11 protein-coding genes, 1 tRNA gene and 1 pseudogene are annotated in these 15417 nt (G+C 60.4%); 1 reads left to right on the top strand and 12 read right to left on the bottom strand.

The window, feature by feature from the left end:
• The first annotated feature begins 277 nt into the window (after positions 1-277).
• On the top strand, positions 278-799 hold the full coding sequence (locus tag P3T16_RS07990) for a hypothetical protein (protein WP_429341825.1): 522 nt from the start codon (positions 278-280) through the stop codon (positions 797-799).
• Positions 800-1114: 315 nt separating this feature from the next.
• On the opposite strand, the pseudogene P3T16_RS07985 reads toward P3T16_RS07990, so the two are convergent.
• From P3T16_RS07985 to fdnG, 12 genes and pseudogenes are all read right to left on the bottom strand, one after another.
• Positions 1115-1222 (bottom strand): annotated as a pseudogene (locus tag P3T16_RS07985) (SAM domain-containing protein); the annotation flags it as partial.
• 413 nt (positions 1223-1635) lie between these two features.
• Positions 1636-2280, bottom strand: a complete 645-nt coding sequence (locus P3T16_RS07980) for a hypothetical protein (protein ID WP_429341824.1) — start codon at positions 2278-2280, stop codon at positions 1636-1638.
• Positions 2281-2584: 304 nt separating this feature from the next.
• Positions 2585-2794, bottom strand: a complete 210-nt coding sequence (locus P3T16_RS07975; RefSeq protein WP_429341823.1) for a hypothetical protein — start codon at positions 2792-2794, stop codon at positions 2585-2587.
• The gene (locus tag P3T16_RS07970; protein ID WP_429341822.1) at positions 2791-3231 is read right to left on the bottom strand and encodes an SET domain-containing protein; all 441 of its coding nucleotides are present in this window, start codon (positions 3229-3231) and stop codon (positions 2791-2793) included. Before P3T16_RS07970 ends, P3T16_RS07975 begins: the two co-directional genes overlap by 4 nt.
• Positions 3232-4086: 855 nt before the next feature.
• On the bottom strand, positions 4087-4989 hold the full coding sequence (locus P3T16_RS07965) for a PDDEXK nuclease domain-containing protein (protein WP_429341821.1): 903 nt from the start codon (positions 4987-4989) through the stop codon (positions 4087-4089).
• A 316-nt stretch (positions 4990-5305) separates the two neighbouring features.
• Positions 5306-5398, bottom strand: a tRNA-Sec gene (locus P3T16_RS07960).
• A 35-nt stretch (positions 5399-5433) separates the two neighbouring features.
• Positions 5434-7356 carry a selenocysteine-specific translation elongation factor gene (selB, locus tag P3T16_RS07955; protein ID WP_429341820.1) on the bottom strand — a complete coding sequence of 641 codons (1923 nt, stop codon included), beginning with the start codon at positions 7354-7356 and terminating at the stop codon, positions 5434-5436.
• Positions 7353-8789: an L-seryl-tRNA(Sec) selenium transferase gene (gene selA / locus P3T16_RS07950; protein WP_429341819.1), complete on the bottom strand. Its 1437-nt coding sequence runs from the start codon at positions 8787-8789 to the stop codon at positions 7353-7355. The genes selB and selA overlap by 4 nt, the downstream gene beginning before the upstream one ends.
• 14 nt (positions 8790-8803) lie before the next feature.
• Entirely contained in the window at positions 8804-9730 is a 927-nt protein-coding gene (fdhE, locus tag P3T16_RS07945) for a formate dehydrogenase accessory protein FdhE (RefSeq protein WP_429342048.1), read from the bottom strand.
• A gap of 828 nt (positions 9731-10558) precedes the next feature.
• Positions 10559-11185 carry a formate dehydrogenase subunit gamma gene (locus tag P3T16_RS07940; RefSeq protein WP_429341818.1) on the bottom strand — a complete coding sequence of 209 codons (627 nt, stop codon included), beginning with the start codon at positions 11183-11185 and terminating at the stop codon, positions 10559-10561.
• On the bottom strand, positions 11175-12095 hold the full coding sequence (gene fdxH / locus P3T16_RS07935) for a formate dehydrogenase subunit beta (RefSeq protein ID WP_429256030.1): 921 nt from the start codon (positions 12093-12095) through the stop codon (positions 11175-11177). Before fdxH ends, P3T16_RS07940 begins: the two co-directional genes overlap by 11 nt.
• A 20-nt stretch (positions 12096-12115) precedes the next feature.
• Entirely contained in the window at positions 12116-15187 is a 3072-nt protein-coding gene (gene fdnG / locus P3T16_RS07930; protein ID WP_429341817.1) for a formate dehydrogenase-N subunit alpha, read from the bottom strand.
• Between the last annotated feature and the right edge of the window lie 230 nt (positions 15188-15417).

The raw sequence follows: 15417 nt of genomic DNA, 5'->3' as shown, positions 1-15417 counted from the left end.
GGTCACGTCAGCATAGGAGGAAATCATGCCCTCAGACCCGACCACACGACCGATTCACCGGCCCGGGCTTCCGGACCACCCCGTCCACGGCGTTACGCCAGGCACCAGGTCGCCGGCGCCGAAAGCCACGCCGGGCACTCCGGGTGACGTTCCGTCGTCGCCAGAACGAAGATCATCCGTCGGGGTGGCGATAGCCATGCGGCGCTATCAGTCTCGCGGGCTGGAGGACTAGAATGAATTATCCTAATCAATCGGGAGAGAAATTGTGCAACTTCACATGGATTCCCATCATTTCACACACGGCCAGCCCGACTGGCGGGCAGCCGTGCTGGCAGGCGTCATCGCGGGCGCTGTGTTCCTGGCGCTAGGGGTTATCCTGATGGCACTGACGACGGGCGGAAGTCTGCTGGAGCCCCCACGCATGGTCGCCGCGATCATTCTGGGACGAGGCGCATTGCAATCGCCGCAAGCATTCTCAATTGGCATCGTGCTCGCGGCCTTTATGGTGCATTTTGCCCTTGCCATCGTATTTGCGCTTATCCTCGGTCTGATCATGACGTCATTCAACCTTGACTCGAGCATGGGGATGGCTTCACTGGCGGGTGGCGCTTTCGCTGCAGCCGTTTACCTGATTAATTTCTACGGCATGACACAGTTTTTTCCGTGGTTCGCAGAAGCGCGCAACGGGGCCAGCCTGTTCGTTCACCTCGTCTTCGGTATCGTGGCGGCGAACCTGTACATGAGACTGGAGCGCAACACATCCCGCAGGGTCAAGGCGGACGCGGGCGGCCCGTCGTAGATAACCAGAATAGGCCAGCACACCATCACCCATGTACTGGGCAATGAAGCCACCGGCCTTGGTAATGATATCCGCGCAACCCCGGTAATAGGCGCCGAGGATCTTCCGCATGTCTTCCGGATCGAGCCGCTTCGAGAGGGCAGTCGAGCCGACGAGATCGCAAAACATGACGGTGAGCTGGCGTCGGTCCGCGTCATCACGTGGTACGGGCGCGGCTGAGATTGGAAATATTGCAACGGCGCTGTCGCCAGGTTGGGCGATAGCGCGTAGCATTTTGCGGCGATGCCCAAGCAAGACGCCAAGATCCTTGAGATCCTGGTCCGTGAGATCGCGAAGGACCGAGCGATCGATACCATTCTCGGCAAAGAGCTGGGCATACTCGGACAAGCCGAGTGATGCTAACCACTCTGCAATGCTCCCCACCGCTTATCTCCTGAAGGCGGCTGCCTCATGCAATGGTAGGAAAAATATTTGTTCCGCGCTTGTCGACAATCAGCGCGGCGGCCGGCTGCAACCAGAAGTGGTTGATTCTCTATTCGTTGTGCGGTGCGGCTAACGTACGATTTATTCCGCTTCCTGACGGCACGCGAACCTGACTGTGAGATTGTTGCTTGCCCGTGGATCCGGGTCCAAACCTGCGTGTCAGATCTTCCCGCGGAGGCTGAGGCGCGGGACGTCTGTTATCTGACCGGAACGGTCCTCTGAATGGCGGTGTAAGGACGAGGGCGAACGGCTGCAGTTGGCCGAACTCGGAAGCCCCCTCAAGCGATGACCCTTGCTTCCGCCTCCGTCGAACCGGGTGCAGTAGACGCGAGAATAGAGCCCCAAGAAATAGCTTAGCTCTGGATGTTTTCCTCGCAATCTTCCCAGTACCGCAGCGGGTCGCGATGTTGTGGATAGTGCAAGTTGAGCCACGCCGACAGCCTGCTCCAATCTGGATGGTTCGTACCAGTTTGGGCAGACCAGATCGACGACCTCTCAAGAATCTGACCGTTCACGCGATCACGGACAAGCAAGCTGCCTAGTCCGCTTGAACTGTTCGCCTGTGATTCAACCAGATACCGCGGCAGAATCCTGAGCTCAGCATCCTCGGCCCACCCGTATAAGGCGCGGACCACGCCGGAGGGATCTCGCAGCTCTATGGGTCCGCTTTCCGGGCGAACGGCTGTCCATCCTTCAGGAAACTCAGTAACAACCTCGGTTTTGCCTTCCCTCACCCACTTCACGCGCCATGCCCTCGCCATCGACTCGCGCATGCGAGATACCGACTCGTAGCCAGCAGGCAACTCGATCGCCATCGGAAGAGTAATGAGGTTGTCTTTCCAGAGTCTGGTTTCGTCGTCGACGCGCTCGACCACATCGAACGCCCCTGCTTCGAATGGGTTCTCCGGCCGGCTCGATACTCTCACGTTCCCGTGAGGCAGTCCCTCGAAAAGGCGCTCGGCATCATGACGGGTAAGTTTCGTCTTTCCTTTCTTCATTGGTTTCTCTGCGCCTCGCGGATTCAAGAAAATAGCGGCAAGGATTCGACAACCATTTCGCGTCGACGTCGCGAAGGTGCCCGCCGACTGGTCCGCGCAGCAGCTTTATCGCTGGCCGCGCCGAGTGATCGGTTCAACGCCGACAGTGCCCGGCAGACAGACGTGCGAGGAGGTGTCACCTTTAAGGCCACTTCGAGCTGGTCGAGCAGTGCCGGCAGATTCGTTTCCGTTGTCCTGGAATGTGCAAAGTTCCTTGTTTGCATAAGGCCGCCCTCCTTGTTCTGCCGTTCCCATCAGCATGGCGTCACTGCACGTCTTCAAGATCGAGCAACATTTGATCCGTCGTGTTCGCGCGATGGGTTTCCACGGATACGATTTGCGTCTGCAGCGCCATTTTCAGCACATCGAGATGGAAAACGACTCCCGCGCCGATCCTGACAGTCGAAGGTGGCAGGTCACCGCCGTTCCCGGCGCTGACCTGTTTTTCTTTCACCTTCTCAACCGGCGTGTTCAAGCGGCATTCGCCAACATTGAGCGACGGCAGCCGGCCGCCGCACACTGGCACGCGTATTGGCTTCGAACGCCCTCGTCCAGAGGATCGTCTACCGAGAGCAGGTATTCGATGAACAGTTCTTCGCCTGCCCGGATTGGCCGGAGCGTATAAATGTAGATGCGGCCGGCGTCTTCGATTGTCTCGCAATTAGGCGCGCACGCGTGGTTGAGCCATCGTGCGCTATTGCCGCCGCGGCTGCCGTCGATCACGCGTCCATCCGACAGCCCGAAAAGGAACGTATGCCCCTCGATCCCATCGCGCCGGTGCCGGCGCACGGCTTCCCGCCAGCTTGTTATCTCACCCTTATATTCGAACACGCGCTCACCCGCCCCGAGCGATCGCATCGCAAACACACCCTTGCCATGAATTGACGAACGCCGGACGATCACGCGCCGCATACTGTTTCCTTCACTGATATCCGCACCAGTATAGACGCGGCCAATTTCTGCATCCACTGCTCCGTGATGTACGAGTCATAGCCCGATCGGGCTTTCCGCTCAACGTTGAAGTGAGAGATGCAAGCGGCTCAATCCGCTGGCGAGCATCCCATGTGGGTGTCCAAGCAAATGGGGCACACGGACCAGACGATGATCGCGAGAGTATATGGACGATGGATGCCCGAAGCAGACCGCGGAGCCGGCTCGCGCGCCGTCGCCATGTTCTCACCGACAAAAGTGGCATGAGAGCGTCATTCCAATGAAGAAATTCGGGGGAACCGGGGGAACGATTTGCATCGGAGTGAGTTCTCGTTTGCCCGCAAACCCTAATAAAATCAAGGGCGGAAGGCAGAAGACCGCAACAACCGCCCGGAAAGCCCCGCTAGATTTGGCTCCTGCATTCCTGGAGGGTGGCTATCCATACTCCTACCCATATTGCGAAGGTGCATGCCGCGGCGGCTTACCGTCACGGCACCCGGCCCCTCCCATCGCTCCTGCGTAGTAGCCTCCCCAGTCGGTCGAACGACGAGCACGGATCGAATGCCACTTATCGCCAACAGGCGCAGAACGGTCATCTACCGACGGCGTCCAACGCTGCAGCATGGAGGTTCGAACTTCGGCTTCACCCAGACAACGGATCTTCGTGCTCGAATCATGTCCGCCAGGTTGTCACCAATGACGCGACGGTCAAGTGTGGCACCGAAACGCCAGTTGCCAAAAGTAGGCGAAACGTTCGAGCGACCGAGCCGACCGGCGCATTCTCGCGTCACCCCGGAGGGGCCTGGCCAATCGAGATATACCGCCCCTTTCGCGAAGTCACGACTCGTCCTCTTTGCCGCCTTGTAGACGTCGCCGGTCCTCGAGTTCTTGCCGCGAACGCTGCAACGCATCGGCAATCAGTTGCTCGTCGGGCAGCACCGTCTGGTACTCTGCTGCCAGAACCTTATTGGGCAGATTGTCGAGGGCGTAGTGTGCCTCGGCCGCCCCCTTCTCTGCGCACAGGATGAGACCCACGGGCGGATTCTCGCCAGGCATCATCCAATGCTCCCTGGCGTAATTGAGGTAGAGATGCATTTGCCCGGCATCGGCGTAGCCGAAGCGCCCAGCCTTCAAATCGATAATGATCAGGCAGCGAAGACGGCGGTGGAAGAAGACGAGATCCACGCGAAACCATGTGTCATCGATGCGCAATCGCCGCTGACGACCAATGAAGGCGAACTCATCGCCCAGTTCCAGGAGGAAGTCCGCCAGACGCTGAATCAGCGCGTCTTCCAGGTCGCTTTCAGAGTACTCGTCCTTAAGGGCTAGGAACTCGAGGACGAAGGGATCCTTGATCGCCGCCTCCGGAGTCACCAGGTCAGGAGGCTCCGCGAATTCGGCCGTCTTTAGCATTGCCGCCTTGTTCTTTGACACCGCGATCCGCTCGTAGAACTGGCTTTCGATCTGCCGGTCGAGTTGTCGCACGGACCAGCCACACCGCAAAGCCTCGGTCTGGTAGAAGGCGCGAGCGCCTGGATTCCTGACAGATAACAGTCGTACATAAGCTGACCACGGAAGTGGGAAGCATGCGGCGAGCTTCGCGAGATCCAGGATTTGGAGGTGACTCGTCTGCGTCGGTGATTTTTCAGACACCGTCTGAAGTTTGTCCACGTCTCGCCCCTCGCCGGCCTGCTCAAACTCGATGATACGTCGGCCCACCAGCCAGTATGCGGCAGTCATGACCGCATTGACGTGGCGCACGGCGGCTTGGCGCGCGGACTCGACAACGCCAATATATCGGCTTGAATCCCGGCATAGGTCGCTGGCGCGATGTCGAAGTTCTTCATGGAATACTCACCCCATCATTAGCTGCTTGCCAGCGGTGTGTCCCGCCGACGCATCTTCGGTCTGCGGCGTTTGCCCCATATTTCCAGCAGAAATTCTGCGAGGCGGAACCAGCATCCGCAACACGTCGCCTCCCTCGAACCCGCACAATATCCAGAGTCCGTGAGCATCGACGAGAACGAGGGTGTGAGAAAGTTTGGGGCCATTCGGGCGGAAGGCAGCAGGAGTCGAACCTACCAGAGAGCGTCTGACGCCCCCAACTGGGTTTGAAGCCCAGCCGCACCACCGGATACGGATGCCTTCCTTCGGTGAGAAATCACAAGCTGCGCAACAGAACGGTCAAACCACATCCAGCAGACGGCTATCGATACGCAACAGGTGGACGTCGCGGTGGAAGCGAGTATATCCAACGCGATCGAAGAACTCCAGAATCTGGATCGATCGCTTGCGCCCAAGGCCCGTCAAGTCACGGAATACCGATGCGCTCACTGCACCATCGTGCTGCTGCGCCAGGTCGCTCACCGCGCGCGCCATCTCACGCACCACGTCACGGTGATAAAACAGATCGCGCACGACCTGATGCACATCGCCCTGTCGTGCGAGTTTTCGCATCAGGAGCCGCACGCGCTCTTCGGGCTCGCCTAGCTGACCTGCAAGATCGCGCACCCATGGCGGATCGAAGCGTCCCTGCGCGACCAGCGGCAAGAGTGAACGGGCGAGCGCTTCTTCGGCCGCGTCGAGCGTCACCGCATGATCCGGCAGATGCAGCCACGGCCCGCTCTTCGCGATCGCACCGTCCGCGATCATGGCGTCGATCAGTGCGCTCCATATTGCATCGGGCCACAGCGGCGCCGCTATTCGCCGCAGACGTGCCGCGTCAGGCCCCTGCTCGTCGGGCGAGCGCGCATGGAAATTCGACAACGCCTCGATCGTTCGCTGCTGCATGCTGCCAAAATGATGACGCATGACGATGAACGCATCGTCGGCGGTCTTGCCGTGCAGCGGAATTTCGATTGCATCGACAGGCAAGCGAAGCGCCTGCGATGGCATGCCCGTGAGGTGCATCAGCATCGAGCGCAACATGCCGCGCGGCGACTGCGTCAGCAGCGGTTCGAGACGTGCTTCGTCGAGCCATGTCGTCAGCGCGTCGAGCCACGCGCGCCGCTCCGGCGTGCGTCGTTTGCGCGCGGGACCGAACGGATCGAGAACCCGACCGCCGCCGACAGTGCGCGTCGCCTGCGCATTGCGCACGATGAAGCGATCGCCGGGCAACGCGCTTATTGGCGTATCGAACACGAGTTGCACGCGTGCCTGATTGCCCGTCGCCAGCGCATCGCCTTCGAGTAGCGCGACATGTGCGACGTGATGCGTCGTTCCCAGGTGCACGTGCAACGGTGCCCAGTGTTGCAACGTCATGCCTGCGTCCGGCAGCAACGTCAGCTCGACATCAAGCCGCTCCGATGGCGTAGCAAGACGCGCATCCACGATCCAGTCACCACGGGAAATGGCGTCCTTGTCGATACCGGCAAGATTTAAAGCGCAACGTTGGCCCGCACGCCCGACGTCCGCCGCGCGGTTCTGCGCGTGAATGCTACGCACGCGCACGGAAACGCCCGCAGGCGCGAGCGTCATCGTTTCACCGGTTGCGACCTGACCCGCGAAAACGGTGCCCGTTACGATCGTGCCCTGCCCCGCGAGCGTGAATACACGATCGACAGCGAGACGGAACAGACCATCGTCGCGACGCGCGTTCCACGCCATCGCGGCCGATCGAAGATATGCATTCAATGCGGCGACACCAGCGTCGTCCGCATACATCGCATTCGTTTCAAAGATGGGCGCGTCGACGAATGAAGTTGCCGCGAGAAAAACAGCAATTTCATTGCGCACTTCGACAAGCCGCGCTGCGTCGACGCGATCGGTCTTCGTGAGAGCGATCGCGCCACGTGTGACGCCAAGCAGCTGGAGAATCGCGAGATGTTCACGCGTCTGCGGCATGACGCCGTCATCGGCGGCGATCACTAGCAATGCGAAGTCGATGCCGCATGCACCCGCGGTCATCGTGTGAACGAGCTTCTCATGACCGGGTACGTCGATCAGACCGAGGACGTCGCCATTGTCGAGCGGCGTGTACGCGTAGCCGAGTTCGATCGAAATGCCGCGCGCTTTCTCCTCCTTCAGACGGTCGGTTTCGACGCCGGTCAGCGCGCGCACCAGCGTCGTCTTGCCATGATCGATATGGCCGGCGGTGCCAACGATCATGCGCGCAGCTCCACGCATTGCGCAATGAAGCGCGCTTCATCATCGGCTTCGAGACAACGCAGATCGAGTCGAAGCGCATCGTCGGCGATACGGCCGATGACCGGACGCGGTAATTCACGCAGTGCCTTCTCCAGCTTCAGCAGCGCGCTGCCGCTACGTTTGCCGGATGCATTGCGCACGACAAGCCCGTAACCCGGCAACTGGTCGACCGGCAATGCACCACTGCCGATCTGGCTGGACATGGGCTCGGCAGCGACGCTATACCGCTCGCCTAGCGCCTGCTGCAAGGCAGGCATCACACGTTTAGCGGTGGCGTGAATCTCCGCTGCAGGACGCGTTAGCAGACGCAGCGTCGTCAGACGTTCACGCAAAAATTCCGGCGATTGATAGAGACGCAGTACCGGTTCAAGTGCGGCCAACGTCAGCTTGCCGACGCGTAGCGCACGCTTGAGCGGATGCTTCTTGATCTTCGCAATCAGGTCCCTGCGTCCGACGATGAGTCCTGCCTGCGGCCCACCAAGCAACTTGTCGCCGCTGAAGGTGACGAGATCAGCGCCGGCGGCGATCGTTTCGCGCACGGTCGGCTCGCTGGGCAATCCCCATTGCGTGAGGTCCACGAGCGTCCCGCTGCCGAGATCGACCGCAACCGGCAAGCTGTGCGCGCGGGCGAGCGGCACAAGTTCATCGAGCTCGACCGATCTGGTGAAGCCGCTGATCGCGTAGTTGCTGCAATGCACTTTCATCAGCATCGCCGTCCGCACGCTGATCGCTTCCTCGTAATCCTTCAGATGCGTGCGATTGGTCGTGCCGACTTCGCGCAGCCGCGCGCCGGCACGGTTCATGATGTCGGGAATGCGAAACGCGCCGCCAATCTCGACGAGTTCGCCGCGTGACACGATGACCTCTTTCTTCGACGCCAGCGCGGATAGCGTCAACAGCACGGCTGCGGCGTTGTTGTTGACGACGGTCGCGGCTTCGGCGTCGGTGAGTTCGCAAATGAGCGCATCGATCAGGTCATCGCGATCGCCACGCTGTCCTGTCGCGAGGTCGAACTCGAGATTGACGGGATGCGTCAGCGCGTCGACCACGGCGCGCACGGCTTCGTCGGGCAACAGTGCGCGACCGAGATTCGTATGAAGCACTGTGCCTGTGAGATTGAACACGGCGTGAACCCGGCTTTGCGCGCGTTGTGCGAGCAGGCGGGCGACGTCGGTGGCGATGCGGGCTTCGTCGAGCGCTGCAGCGGAGGCGTTCGCCGTGCCCGCCTGTAAGTGGGTTCTGAAGTCGTCGAGGGTCGCGCGCACGGCGGCGAGCACCTGCGTGCGGCCGTATTCATCGATCGACGGCTGCATGGCCGCCGACGACATCACGCGCTCGACCGAAGGCACGCGCGCCAGCAGCGCATTCAATCCGTTACCCGACACTTCGCTCACTCGCAGTTCTCCGCTTACGCCTCGGACGGCAGTTCAGGCCATAGTAGCGGATTTGGCGCACTGCGCTGATAACCGGCGTCGTTCATCAGCAGATCGAGCATGAGGCTGGCGAGATCGTCGGCGAGCGGTTCGATGTCGTAGTCCTTCTCCTGATAGCCGATCTTGCGATACGTGTGGCATTCGTCGCACGATTCCGCCTTGAGCGCCTCGTTGCCACCTTCAATGCCGTGATACGCGATGCCTTTGGTCGAATCGCAATTCGAGCATTTTGCGCGGACCATGTGCCATTCGTTCGCACACAGGCCGCATTGCAGATAGCGATAGCCCTGGTACTGTCCGCCAACGCGCACAATGCTTGCGACCGGCAGCGAACCGCAGACGGGGCAGACGCCTGGGGCGTCGACATAGGGAATATCGCGTTGATCAAGACGGCTTGCGAGGTCTGTCCACACGACCTGCAGCGCAGCCATGATGAACGGCGCGGCGGCGGGTTCGATTTCGTTGTAGCGGTACGCGAGGATGGCGTCGGCTTGCGCGTCGAGATCCGGTCTTGTTTTTGCCCGCAGCGCGTCGAGGACTTTCGCGAGAGGCGGTGTGATGGCGCCCGCAGCTTCTACGCTGTCCAGCAGGCGGTAGAGGATGCCATGCCATGCCTGGCTTGATGCTTGCGCGGGGATCAGCGGCATGGAGTGTTCCTGTGCCTGTTTGATCGTCGCTTCCGATGGCATCGGGGTTTCGGCTTTTTCTACGAGCTTTTGCTGGGCGTCTGCCAGCGTTGCCATCAGTCTGACGTAACCGCCGATCGGGTTTGTGTCGGCGAGTTTGCGCATGCGCGCGGCTCTTGCCGAGAACGTTGTGGCCCGTTCGGGCAGGCGGTTTCGTGGGATCGATGTGTGGTCCAGCGATTCGATCTGGCCTGGGTCTAGTATGCGTTGCACCATGGTTTGCTTCCATTTCATTTCAGCTGTTTCTGGAGTTCGTTTTTTTGCTGCGCTGGTCTGGATGGGGTTGGTTTTTGCTTTCCGGTGGTTGGGGCTTTGCTTTGCTTTGCCTTGCTTTGTTGGCCTTTCCTTGTGTTCATGTCGGTCTATTTGCGTCGCCCCTGTGCGGGGCGGCACCTACTTTTCTTTGTCCTTGCCAAAGAAAAGTAGGCAAAAGAAAGGCGCCGAAAACTCCGCTCTTCCGGGCTGTGTGACACGCCGGGAACGGCACCCCATGAGATGTCGCCATCGCATTTCACCCGGCATCGGCCCGCGCACGATCGGATTCCTCGCGCAGCACACCTCGTGACAAAGGGCTCATCCACTCCACTCCGCACTACGTGCGTCGCCGCCCAGCAATAATCTTCGCCCCCCCGGCCGCGCCCAGTTCGTCATCTATCGCTGACCTAACCGCCCGCGTCCCGCTATCGCCTGCCCCCTCCGCGGCGCACGCAGTGCGAAGCGGCGTGAATGAACGCCTTGTCGCCAGGTTAAAGGGCGCGGGTGACCAGATCGTGCGCGGACCGGTGTCGCGTGAGGCGCGGGGACGACACTTCATGGGGTGCCATTCCCCGCGTGCGACACAACCCGGAAGAGCGGAGTTTTCGGCGCCTTTCTTTTGCCTACTTTTCTTTGGCAAGGACGCCCCGAAGGAAGTCCCCTTGGGGGACAAAGAAAAGTAGGTGCCGCCCCGCACAGGGGCGACGCCAATAGACCGACATGAACACAAGGAAAGGCCAACAAACCAAAAACCAACCCAAACCCAAACCCAAACCCAAACCCAAACCCTTACTTAACACTCTCCCGAAACCACCGCGGATGATGCTTCCGCGCCCACCCATAGGTAACGGTCCCCCTCACCATAGCGCCGATAGACCCCTTGATCCAAAGCGCAGCGTAGATATGCACAACAATCCCACAGATAACAACAAACGCAGCAACAGCATGAACAACCGCCGCAAGGCGAATCACATCGACAGGAAAGTAGAAAGAAAAATACCGTCTCCAGATCACAATCCCGCTGCAAAGCAGCAAAACCAGACACGCGACCATAACGAAGAACAAAAGCTTCTGCCCGGCGTTATATCGCCCAATCTCGGGCAACCGATCCTCCCGATTGGCAAGCACATCATCGATCTGCTTAAGCCACTGAACATCGCTGCGATCCAGGTAGTTGTGATGCCAGAACCTCAAGACCAGAACAAGGAACGACAAAAACATCACAATACCCACAAACGGATGCAGAATCCGCGTCCACTGCCCTCCGCCAAAGAGCGCCGACATCCAGAACATCGAAGGATGAAACATCGACAGCCCGGAAAGCGCGAGCAATACAAACGTGATCGCCGTAATCCAGTGGTTCGTGCGCTCATTCGGCGTGTAACGCACAATCAACCCAGGTTCGTCATGTCTCATCTGCGCGCTCCCTGATCCGGCGCGCCTCGTCATGAGCGGCCAGTTCTTCCTCTTCCGTCACTTCGTTCGGACCAACCCTCGTGTAGTGGAAGAATCCCGCCAGCGCGGTCAACGCAATACCCGCCACCGCCAGCGGCTTCGCAATCCCCTTCCACAACTGCACCATCGGGCTGATCTTCGGATTGTCCGGCAACCCGTGATACAGCGACGGCTTGTCCGCGTGATGCAGCACATACATCACATGCGTGCCGCCGACGCCCGCCGGATCGTACAGCCCGGCATGCTCGAAACCGCGCTCCTTCAGGTCGACAATCCGCTCGGCCGCGTGCTGCTTCATGTCGTCCTTGGTACCGAACACGATCGCGCCAGTCGGACAGGTCTTCACGCACGCTGGCTCCTGGCCTGCCGCGACACGATCCGAACACAGCGTGCATTTGTACACACGATGATCCCGCTTCGAAATGCGCGGAATGTTGAATGGACAGCCGGCGATGCAATAGCCACAGCCGATGCAGTTTTCCTCATGGAAATCGACGATGCCGTTCGTGTACTGGACGATCGCGCCCGGCGAAGGGCACGCCTTCAGGCAGCCGGGATCTTCGCAATGCATGCAGCCGTCCTTGCGGATCAGCCATTCGAGGTTGCCATCCGGATTCTCGTATTCGGCGAATCGCATCACCGTCCACGAGTGCTCGCTCAGGTCGGGCGGGTTATCGTAGACGCCGACGTTCGTGCCGATTTCGTCGCGCAGGTCGTTCCACTCCATGCATGCCGTCTGACATGCCTTGCAGCCGATGCACTTGGTGACGTCGATCAGCTTCGCGACGCTGCCCGTAGCCGGCTCGCGCACTGACGGCGGCTGCACCGTGGTGGCCGACACGCGCCTGATATCGAGCGATTGCAGTGCCATCGTGTTCTCCTATCGCGTGTTCAAGCTTTCTCGACTTTCACGAGGAAAGACTTGAATTCCGGCGTCTGCGTATTGCCGTCGCCAACCACTGGCGTGAGCGTATTGATCAGATAGCCCGGCTTCGCGAGGCCCTTGAAGCCCCAATGCAACGGAATGCCGACGGTCTGCACCTTCTTCCCGTCAATCATCAGAGGTTTGATGCGTTTGGTGACCACTGCAACCGCAACGATGTGTCCACGATTGGACGACACCTTCACGCGGTCGCCCGCCACCACGCCGACCTCCTTCGCGAGATCCTCGCCGATCTCGACGAACTGCTCCGGCTGGATGATCGCGTTCAGCCGCACGTGCTTGGTCCAGTAGTGAAAATGCTCGGTGAGCCGATAGCTCGTCGCTGTATGCGGGAAATCCGCCGCCTTGCCGAACGCCGCGCGATCGTTCGGGAACACACGGGCGGCCGGGTTGCTCGTCGCCTGCGCATTTTGCGGATGCAGCGGGTTGTAGCCGAGCGGCGTCTCGAACGGCTCGTAGTGCTCAGGGAACGGACCTTCGGCCATAGCGTCACGCGCAAAAAAACGCGCCACACCTTCCGGGTTCATGATGAACGGCCCCATGCCGGTTTCGGGCGGTTCGTCCGCCTTGTAGTCCGGCACGTCGGCGCCGCTCCACGTCTTGCCGTTCCAGGCGATCAGCTTGCGCGTCGGATCGAACGGCTTGCCGTTGACGTCGCACGACGCGCGGTTGTACAAAATCCGCCGGTTCGCCGGCCACGCCCACGCCCAGCCAAGCGTCTGGCCGATGCCCGTCGGGTCTGCATTGTCCCGTCGCGCCATCTGGTTGCCCGCTTGCGTCCATGCGCCGCAGAAGATCCAGCAGCCGCTCGACGTGCTGCCGTCGTCTTTCAGTTGCGCGAAGCCTGCGAGCTGCTCGCCCCTCTTCACGAGCACCCTGGTCGGGTCCTTCGGGTCCGTCAGGTCTGCCAATGCCTTGCCGCTGAATTCCATCGCTATTTCTTCCGGCGTCGGCGCCGACGGAGTCGCATAGGGCCAGCTGAGATTGACCATCGGATCCGGGAATTTGCCGCCCTGATTCTTGTACAGCTTGCGGATCAGCACGAACAAGCTCCCCATGATCTCCAGATCAGTCTTCGCCTCGCCCGGCGGCTCGGCACCCCGCCAGTGCCATTGCAGCACGCGCCCGGAATTGACGAGCGAGCCGTTCTCTTCGGCAAAGCAGCTTGTCGGCAGCCGGAACACTTCGGTCTGGATCTTCGACGCATCGACGTCGTTGAACTCGCCATGGTTCTTCCAGAACTCCGACGTCTCGGTCGCGAGCGGGTCCATGATGACGAGCCACTTCAGCTTCGAAAACGCGACGGTCATCTTCGCCTTGTTCGGTGCAGCGGCAAGCGGGTTGAAGCCCTGCGCCAGATAGCCATTGATCTTGCCCTGAGACATCAGTTCGAACACCTGCAACATGTCATACGGCTTGTCGAGCTTGGGCAGATAGTCGAAACCCCAGTTGTTCCCGGCGGTCGCCGCGTCGCCCCACCACGCTTTCATCAGACTAACGAAGAAGCCCCGATAGTTCTTCCAGTAGCTCAACTGGTTCGGTCGCAACGGCTGCGCTGCGCGCTTTGCGATGTAGGCGTCGTAATCCTGCTCGGCTTGCGACGGCAGCGTCATGTAGCCCGGCAGCAGGTTCGACAGCAGGCCGAGATCGGTCAGCCCCTGGATGTTCGAGTGGCCGCGCAACGCGTTCATGCCGCCGCCCGCAATGCCGATATTGCCCAGCAGCAGCTGCACCATCGCGCCCGTGCGGATCATCTGCGAACCGACCGAATGCTGGGTCCAGCCAAGCGCATACATGATGGTGGCGGCGCGCGTCGGCGACGCGGTCGAGGCGAGCATTTCGCACACCTTCAGGAACTTGTCCTTAGGCGTGCCGCAGGTCTTCTCGACCATCTCCGGCGTGTAGCGCGTGTAGTGCTGCTTCAGCAGGTTGTACACGCAACGAGGATGTTGCAGCGTCGTGTCGACCTTCACGAAGCCGTCGTCGCCCCGCTCGTAGTCCCACGTCGATTTGTCCGGGTAGCCGTGTTTCTCGGCGTCGTAGCCGGAAAAGATGCCGTCGTTGAACGCGAAGTCCTCGCGCACGACGAACGGCAGGTCCGTGTAGTTCTTCACGTACTCGTGCTGGATCTTGTCGTTCGTCAGCAGGTAGTTGATGACCCCGCCTAGGAACACGATGTCCGTGCCGGTGCGAATCGGCGCGTAAAAGTCAGCGACAGATGCAGTGCGCGTAAAGCGCGGGTCGACCACGATCAGGCGCGCCTTGCGGTGTGCCTTCGCTTCCGTGACCCATTTGAAGCCGCACGGGTGCGCCTCGGCAGAATTGCCGCCCATCGCCAGAATGACGTCCGCATTCTTGATGTCGACCCAATGGTTCGTCATCGCTCCACGGCCAAACGTCGGGGCAAGACCTGCCACCGTCGGACCGTGTCAGACACGCGCCTGGTTGTCGAATGCAAGCATCCCCAGACTGCGGGCCACCTTGTGCGTCAGGTATCCTGATTCGTTGCTGCTTGCCGATGCCGCCAGCATGCCCGTGGTCAGCCAGCGATTGACCTTCTTGCCGTCTGCCGTGTTCTCGACGAAGTTCGCGTCGCGATCTTCCTTCATCAGCTTCGCGATGCGGTCGAGCGCGTCATTCCACGAGATGCGCTGCCACTGGTCCGAACCCGGCGCCCGGTATTCCGGATGCGTGAGACGGCTCGGACTGTGGATGAAGTCGATCAGGCTGGCACCCTTCGGACACAGCGTGCCGCGATTGACAGGGTGATCGGGGTCGCCTTCGATGTGGATGATGCTGGAGACCGCGTTCTTCGCGCCATCGCCGAGGCCATACATCAGGATGCCGCAGCCGACAGAGCAGTACGGACACGTATTGCGTGTTTCAATGGTTCGCGCCAGTTTGTACTGCCGGACTTCAGCGAGCGCGGCGTCCGGTGAGAAGCCCATCAGGGCTAGGCTCGATCCGGCCAGCGTGGTCGCTGTCACCTTCAGGAACTGACGCCGGGACATCTGGAGCATGATTGCCCTCGGCCTGTGTGTGGGTACTCAAAAGTATATGTGGTTTGCCGTGTCGTGACAGCATCACGAGCAAAAGTGTTAAGGAAAGCGTTTTATTTGATCTGACCTGGCCAGACGGTCATGGGCGGCGTGCGTTGATATAGTGGGAGGCATACGGTTTGCGGCACTGCATCTAAACGCCTGAACGCCTCTACGCCAGGGCAACGGGCCGGCAGGCGCCGCATCGACGC

The sequence above is a fragment of the Paraburkholderia sp. GAS42 genome (genome assembly GCF_050436565.1).
Lineage (GTDB): Bacteria > Pseudomonadota > Gammaproteobacteria > Burkholderiales > Burkholderiaceae > Paraburkholderia.
The sequence above is the reverse complement of the archived record's forward strand: the minus strand, read 5'-3'. Positions and strand labels throughout refer to the sequence as shown.

Bases quoted from the DNA above. Each gene is read 5' to 3' on its own strand.
- P3T16_RS07990 (WP_429341825.1), top strand. From the start codon at position 278: ATGGATTCCCATCATTTCACACACGGCCAGCCCGACTGGCGGGCAGCC.
- P3T16_RS07980 (WP_429341824.1), bottom strand. From the start codon at position 2,280: ATGAAGAAAGGAAAGACGAAACTTACCCGTCATGATGCCGAGCGCCTT.
- P3T16_RS07970 (WP_429341822.1), bottom strand. From the start codon at position 3,231: ATGCGGCGCGTGATCGTCCGGCGTTCGTCAATTCATGGCAAGGGTGTG.
- P3T16_RS07965 (WP_429341821.1), bottom strand. From the start codon at position 4,989: ATGACTGCCGCATACTGGCTGGTGGGCCGACGTATCATCGAGTTTGAG.
- P3T16_RS07940 (WP_429341818.1), bottom strand. From the start codon at position 11,185: ATGAGACATGACGAACCTGGGTTGATTGTGCGTTACACGCCGAATGAG.
- fdhE (WP_429342048.1), bottom strand. From the start codon at position 9,730: ATGGTGCAACGCATACTAGACCCAGGCCAGATCGAATCGCTGGACCAC.
- fdxH (WP_429256030.1), bottom strand. From the start codon at position 12,095: ATGGCACTGCAATCGCTCGATATCAGGCGCGTGTCGGCCACCACGGTG.
- selB (WP_429341820.1), bottom strand. From the start codon at position 7,356: ATGATCGTTGGCACCGCCGGCCATATCGATCATGGCAAGACGACGCTG.